Raw genomic sequence first — 6591 nt, 5'->3', positions numbered from 1 at the left:
GCCGAATTGAACAGTCCCTTGCCGAGGCTTTGACGTCCTCGAGGTCGAAGAGGACAGCGAAAACCGGGCGGGGCGCCCCGTTACTGCCGGCGCTGTCGTTCTTCCATTTGTAAGCGTGTCGATTCGACCCCAGGCGGAAGTGCCCCACAGCGTGGTGCAGAAGGAGGCGAGGTGGCGCTTCCGCAGAGGTCCGAAGCGGCCGGGACGGGCGGAGGCGCTCGCCGAGACGGCGGCGCGGTTCGTCGCGCACGCGGCGGGCGAGGGGCCCCGGAAAACAAATCCTGGCGAGCCGTGCAACCGTCCCGTCGCTCCGCGGGTCGTACTTGGCATCAGGACACCCGGTGGGGGGATCCGAGGGATCTGGGGGGATCCGGGGGGATCCGGGGGATCGGCGGGCCTGAGGGGGAGGGGAAATCCGAGGGGGCCCGGTCTTCGACCGGGCCCCCTCGAAGCTCCTCGGAGCTCCGTGGAGCTCCCTGGAGCTCTCTGTGGCCGCCGGGGCCTAGAAGAAGACCCCGCAGCGCAGCAGTACGTTCGCGTACGGCCGTGCCTCGCCGGTGCGGACGACCAGCCGGGCGCCGGCCGAAAGTTCCTTCAGCCGCTCGTGCGGGACGAGGGTGAGGCCGGGGAAGTGACCGTCGAGCAGTGCGGCGGCCTCGGTGTTGGCCTCCCGGACCTCCGTCGCCGCCGTCGCGCCTTCCACCACCAGCTCGGCCAGCAGCCCCTCCACCACCTCCGCGAAGGAGGGCACACCTGCGCGGAAAGCCAGGTCGACGACGCGCGGCCCGTCGGGTATCGGCATGCCGACGTCGCACACCAGGACCTCGTGCCCGTGGCCGAGTTCGGCCAGGGCGCCGGACAGGTGGCGGTTGAGTATCCCGGTCCTCTTCACAGCGCCTCCGCCTGGGCCGCCGTCGGGTACGACGCCTGCGCGCCCGCCTTCGTGACGGCCGCCGCGCCGACCCGCGCCGCGTACGCCGCCGCCCCGGTGAGCGACTCACCCGTGCCGAGCCGCCAGGCCAGCGCCGCGGTGAACGCGTCGCCCGCGCCCGTCGTGTCCACGGCGTCCACCTTCACGGAGGGGACGCGGGAGACACCCTCGGACGAGGACGCCACCAGCGCGCCCTCGGCGCCCAGGGTCACCACCACCGAGCGCGGCCCCTTGGCCAGCAGGATGCGGGCCCAGTCCTCGGGGCGTTCGCTCACGCAGGAGTCGCCGAGGATGACCTTCGCCTCGTGCTCGTTGACGATCAGCGGGTCGCAGGCCGCCAGTACTTCCGGCGGGAGCGGGCGCGGCGGTGACGGGTTCAGCACGAAGCGGCTGTCCGGTGCCAGGCTCCGGACCACCTCCACGACCGTCTCCAGCGGGATCTCCAACTGCGTGGAGACCACGCGGGAGGCGTGGAAGAGGCTCGCGGCGGCGCGGACGTCCCCCGGTGCCAGCCGGCCGTTCGCGCCCGGTGAGACCACGATGCTGTTGTCGCCCGAGGGGTCGACGGTGATCAGCGCGACGCCGGTCGGCGCCCCGCCCACCAGCACGCCGACCGTGTCGACACCGGCCGCCTGCTGCGAGTCCAGCAGCAGCCTGCCGTAGTCGTCGTCGCCGACCCGGGCCAGCAGAGCCGTACGGGCGCCGAGGCGGGCGGCGGCGACCGCCTGGTTGGCGCCCTTGCCGCCGGGGTGGACGGCCAGGTCGGTGCCGAGCACCGTCTCGCCGGCACCCGGCCGCCGCTCGACGCCGATCACGAGGTCGGCGTTGGCCGATCCCACGACCAAGAGGTCGTAGTCGTACATGAATCGCTCCCCGATCCGGATGATCCGAGTGAAACCGAGTGAAACCGAGTGAAACCGAGCAGGAGTGGCGGGCGGTCGATGTGACCGCCCGCCAACGGACTTCCGTGGATCCGTGTCAGCCCTCGAAGCCGGCCACGTTCTCCTTGGTGACCACCTTCACCGGCACCTTCACCATTGTGTCCACCTTCTCGCCGTCGGCCGCGCGCAGCGCGTTCTGCACGGCGATCCTGCCCAGTTCCTTCGGCTGCTGCGCGACCGACGCGAACAACGTGCCCTCGCGCACCGCCTTCAGCCCGTCCGGGGTGCCGTCGAAGCCGACGACCTGGACCGACTTGCCGGCCTTGGAGCCCAGCGCCTTGATCGCGCCGAGCGCCATCTCGTCGTTCTCCGCGAAGACGCCGTCGATGTCGGGGTGTGCCTGGAGCAGGTTGGTCATCACGTCCAGGCCCTTGGTGCGGTCGAAGTCCGCGGGCTGCTTGGCGACGACCTTGATGCCCGGGTACTCCTTCAGGCCGGCCGCGAAGCCCGCCCCGCGCTCCCGGCTGGCGGAGGTGCCGGCCTGGCCCTGGAGGATGACGATCGTGCCCTTGCCGCCCAGCTTCTCGGCGAGCGCCTGGGCGCCCAGTTCACCGCCCTCGACGTTGTCGGAGGCGACCAGCGCGGCCGCCTTCGCGTCGTTGACGCCGCGGTCCACGGCGATGACGGGGATGTCGTCCTTGTTCGCGCCGCGTACCGCGGGACCGGCCGCGTCGGAGTCCACCGGGTTGACGATGATCGAGGACAGGCCTCCGCTGACGAAGTTCTGCAGCTGGTTGGCCTGCTGGGAGGCGTCGTTCTGCGCGTCCGTGACCGTCAGGTCCACGCCGGCCTTCTTCGCCTGCTCCTCCGCTCCGTCCCTGATCTGTACGAAGAACGGGTTGTTGAGCGTGGACAGCGACAGGCCGACCTTGCGCGTCTTGCCGGCCGAGGAGTCGTTGTGCAGCAGCGAGGTCGCCCCGACGACGGCCACCGCGACGACGGCGGCGATCAGGTACGTCAGTGCCTGCTTGCCCTTGCCGCCCCCGCCGGCCCCGGCCGCCGGGGTGGTCGTCCCGGCCTTGCGCCGCAGCGTGTCCAGCAGCACCGCCAGCGCGATGACGACACCGATGACGACCTGCTGCCAGAACGCGGAGACGGACAGCAGGTTGAGGCCGTTGCGCAGCACCGCGAGGATCAGCGCGCCGATCAGCGTGCCCGACGCCTTGCCGGTGCCGCCCGCGAGCGAGGCACCGCCGATGACGACGGCGGCGATGGCGTCCAGTTCGTAACCCTGCGCGGCCTGCGGCTGCGCGGAGGAGAGCCGGGAGGCGAGCACGATGCCCGCGGCGGCGGCGAACAGTCCGGAGAAGGCGTAGATGGCGAGCTTCTGCCGCTTCACGCGCAGCCCGGACAGGCGCGCGGCCTCCTCGTTGCCGCCGATGGCGTACATGGAGCGGCCGATGTAGGTCCGCCCGAGGACGAAGGCGGTGATCAGCCCCATCACGATCATCACGAGCACCGGCACCGGCAGCCACCCGCCGAGCGTGTCGCCCAGGTGGGAGACGGAGTCCGGGAAGGCGATGGGCGAGCCCTGCGAGATGACCAGCGACAGACCGCGCCCCACCGACAGCATGGCGAGCGTCGCGATGAACGGCGGCAGTTTCCCGTACGAGATGAGGAAGCCGTTCACCAGGCCGCACGCGATGCCCGTCGCCACGGACAGCAGCACCGCGAGCACCACCGGCATCCCGGCCTCGGTCGCGCTCCAGGCCAGCACGGTGGCCGACAGCGCGGCGACCGAGCCGACCGACAGGTCGATGCCCGCCGAGACGATGACGAAGGTGACGCCGAAGGCGAGGATCGCGGTGACGGCGGCCTGGACGCCGACGTTCAGCAGGTTGTCGGCGGTCAGGAAGTCCCCGGACAGCGCCGACATGGCGATGACGAGGACGATCAGCGCGGTCAGCGCGCCGTTGTCGAGCAGCAGGCGGCGCAGGCCGCCCGTGGCGCTCTGTGCGCCCGGCTTGCTCTTGAGCGTGTCAGTGGCCACGGGAGGCCTCCGTTCCATTGCTGTGGGGGGTGTCACCGGTCTCGCCGGTGTGGCCGTGGGGTGTGCTGACGGCGAGTGCCATCACGGCGTCCTGGGTCGCCTGTTCCGCGGTGAGTTCACCCGCGACACGCCCCTGCGCCATGACCACCACCCGGTCGCTCATGCCGAGCACCTCGGGCAGGTCGCTGGAGATCATGAGCACGGCGGCACCCGCGGCCGTCAGCTCGTTGATCAGCTGGTAGATCTCGACCTTGGCGCCGACGTCGATGCCGCGCGTCGGCTCGTCGAGGATCAGCACCTTGGTGTCCGCCAGCAGCCACTTGCCGATGACGACCTTCTGCTGGTTGCCGCCGGAGAGCGTGCGCACGTGCTGACCGAGACCGGCCATCCGCACGCCGAGCTGCCCGGCGATCCGCTCGGCCGACTCGTGCTGCCCCTTGAGGTCGACGAGCCCCGCGCGGGACGTGGACCGGAGGGTGACCAGGCCGAGGTTCTCCTCGACGGAGGCGTCGAGCACGAGCCCCTGCCCCTTGCGGTCCTCGGGGACGAGCCCGATACCGGCCGCCATGGCGGCGTTCACGTCGTGGCGGCGGAGCCGGTCGCCCGCGACGCGCACGGTCCCCGCGTCGTACGGGTCGGCGCCGAACACGGCCCGGACGACCTCCGTCCGCCCGGCGCCGACGAGGCCCGCGATGCCGACGACCTCACCGGCGCGCACCTCGAAGCCGACGTCATGGAAGACACCGTCCCGCGTCAGCCCCTCCACCTTGAGCAGTGCCTCACCGGTGTCGGCGCGCTCGCGCGGGTACTGCTGCTCGATCGACCGGCCGACCATGAGCCGGACGAGCTCGTCCTCGGGCGTGGAGGCGGGCACCTGCCCGACACTCCGTCCGTCCCGGATGACGGTGACGCGGTCGCCGAGGGCGGCGATCTCCTCCAGGTGGTGGGTGATGAAGACGATGCCGACACCGTCCTCGCGCAGTTGCCGCACGATGGCGAACAGCTTGTCGACCTCCTCGGAGGTCAGCACGGCGGTCGGCTCGTCCATGACGAGCACGCGCGCGTCCAGGCTGAGCGCCTTGGCGATCTCGACCATCTGGAGCCGCGCGATGCCGAGTTCACGCACCCGCGCGCGGGGCGACACGCTCAGACCGACCCGCTTCAGCAGGACTTCCGCGTCGGCGTCCATCTTCTTCCGGTCGATCATCCCCAGCCGGCGCGGCTGGCGCCCCAGGAAGATGTTCTCGGCGACCGTCAGATCGGGGACGAGGTTGAACTCCTGGTAGATGGTGGCGATCCCGAGGCGCTCGGAGTCCTGCGCACCGTGGATGCGCACCTCCTCGCCACCGGCCAGGATCCGCCCGGCGTCGGGCGTGTAGGCGCCGGAGAGCATCTTGATGAGCGTGCTCTTGCCCGCGCCGTTCTCACCGAGGAGCACGTGCACCTCGCCCCTGCGCAGGTCGAAGTCGACGCTGTCGAGCGCGACCACGCCGGGGAAGGTCTTGCGGATGCCCTCGATGCGCAGCAACTCGTCCGGACTGCGGCTGCTCACGGCGTACTCCTTCGTACGGGGGAGGGGGACGGGGGTTGTCGGAGGGCCGCCTCACCGCAGGAGCGGCGGACGACGAGCCGGGCCGGGAGGGTGACGGACTCGCCGGTCCGGCCCTCGATACGGTCGACCAGCGCGCGCACGGCGGCCCGGCCGAGGTCGCCGGTGGGCTGGGCGATCGCGGTGACGGGCGGATCGGTGTGCACGAACCAGCGGATGTCGTCGAACGCGGCGAGCGCGATGTCCTCTGGGACCCGCAGCCCGCGCGCCCGTACGGCGTCCAGCGCGCCGAGTGCCATCAGGTTGTCGGCGGCGAAGACGACGTCGGGCGGTTCGGGCAGGTCGAGGAACCCCTCGGTGACCCGCCGCCCGCTCTCCACCTGGAAGTCGCCCTGGCCGATGTAGGCGTCGGGGAGGGGGAGCCCGTACGCGCCGAGCGCCTCGCGGAAGGCGTCGACGCGCTCGCGTCCGGTCGTGGTGGCGGCGGGCCCGGCGATGATCGCGAGCCGCCGGTGTCCGAGCCCGTGCAGGTGCGCCACCAGGTCCCGGACGGCGGCCCGCCCGTCCGACCGGACGACGGGCACGTCGACGCCGGGGATCCAGCGGTCGACGAACACCATCGGTGTCCCGGCCCGCGCGGCCGCCAGCATCCCGGGCGAGCCGCCGTCGGTGGGGGAGACGAGGAGCCCGTCGATACGCCGGTCCAGCAACGTCGTCACATGGTGGTCCTGGAGATCGGGCCGCTCGTCGGCGTTGCCGATGATGACGCTGTAGCCGAGCGCGCGGGCCTCCTCCTCGACGGAACGGGCCAGCTCGGTGAAGTACGGGTTCATGACGTCGCTGATGACCAGGCCGAGGGTGCGGGTCTGGTCGGTGCGCAGCGACCGGGCGACGGCGTTCGGGCGGTAGCCCAGCGTCTCGACGGCGGCCAGGACGCGCTCGCGTGCGGCGGCGCTGACCGACGGATGGCCGTTGAGCGCGCGCGACACCGTCGCGACGGAGACGCCGGCCGCGGCGGCGACGTCCTTGATGCCGATGCTCGCCATCGCGTTCCACCTCCTTGTGGAATCGATTACACGGAGGATTGGAAACGATTACACGAGGAGGACGCAAGGGGTGGGAGCCGGCCGAGACTCAATCGTGACCGGAGCCGTGCGGGCTCGGCCGCGGGCCCGGCTCC

At 71.7% G+C, this 6591-nt stretch carries 5 protein-coding genes; all 5 read right to left on the bottom strand.

Features of this window, described 5'->3' with window-relative positions; translation table 11 throughout:
- Positions 1-502: 502 nt before the first annotated feature.
- The 5 genes from rbsD to ABEA26_RS21420 all read right to left on the bottom strand — a co-directional run bounded on the left by rbsD (position 503) and on the right by ABEA26_RS21420 (position 6457).
- Positions 503-892, bottom strand: coding sequence for a D-ribose pyranase (gene rbsD, locus ABEA26_RS21440; protein WP_345594516.1), 390 nt, complete (start codon positions 890-892; stop codon positions 503-505).
- On the bottom strand, positions 889-1794 hold the full coding sequence (locus tag ABEA26_RS21435; protein WP_345594514.1) for a ribokinase: 906 nt from the start codon (positions 1792-1794) through the stop codon (positions 889-891). Before ABEA26_RS21435 ends, rbsD begins: the two co-directional genes overlap by 4 nt.
- 115 nt (positions 1795-1909) lie before the next feature.
- Positions 1910-3862, bottom strand: a complete 1953-nt coding sequence (locus tag ABEA26_RS21430) for an ABC transporter permease/substrate-binding protein (RefSeq protein ID WP_345594513.1) — start codon at positions 3860-3862, stop codon at positions 1910-1912.
- Positions 3852-5414, bottom strand: a complete 1563-nt coding sequence (locus ABEA26_RS21425) for a sugar ABC transporter ATP-binding protein (protein ID WP_345594512.1) — start codon at positions 5412-5414, stop codon at positions 3852-3854. Before ABEA26_RS21425 ends, ABEA26_RS21430 begins: the two co-directional genes overlap by 11 nt.
- A complete protein-coding gene (locus tag ABEA26_RS21420) occupies positions 5411-6457 on the bottom strand; it encodes a LacI family DNA-binding transcriptional regulator (RefSeq protein ID WP_345594509.1) in 1047 nt (348 codons plus the stop codon). Before ABEA26_RS21420 ends, ABEA26_RS21425 begins: the two co-directional genes overlap by 4 nt.
- Positions 6458-6591: the final 134 nt, after the last annotated feature.

Origin of the sequence: Streptomyces marokkonensis, from assembly GCF_039539045.1 — a bacterium.
Classification (GTDB): Bacteria; Actinomycetota; Actinomycetes; order Streptomycetales; family Streptomycetaceae; genus Streptomyces; species Streptomyces marokkonensis.
The sequence above is the reverse complement of the archived record's forward strand: the minus strand, read 5'-3'. Positions and strand labels throughout refer to the sequence as shown.

Bases quoted from the DNA above. Each gene is read 5' to 3' on its own strand.
- ABEA26_RS21420 (WP_345594509.1), bottom strand. From the start codon at position 6,457: ATGGCGAGCATCGGCATCAAGGACGTCGCCGCCGCGGCCGGCGTCTCC.
- ABEA26_RS21435 (WP_345594514.1), bottom strand. From the start codon at position 1,794: ATGTACGACTACGACCTCTTGGTCGTGGGATCGGCCAACGCCGACCTC.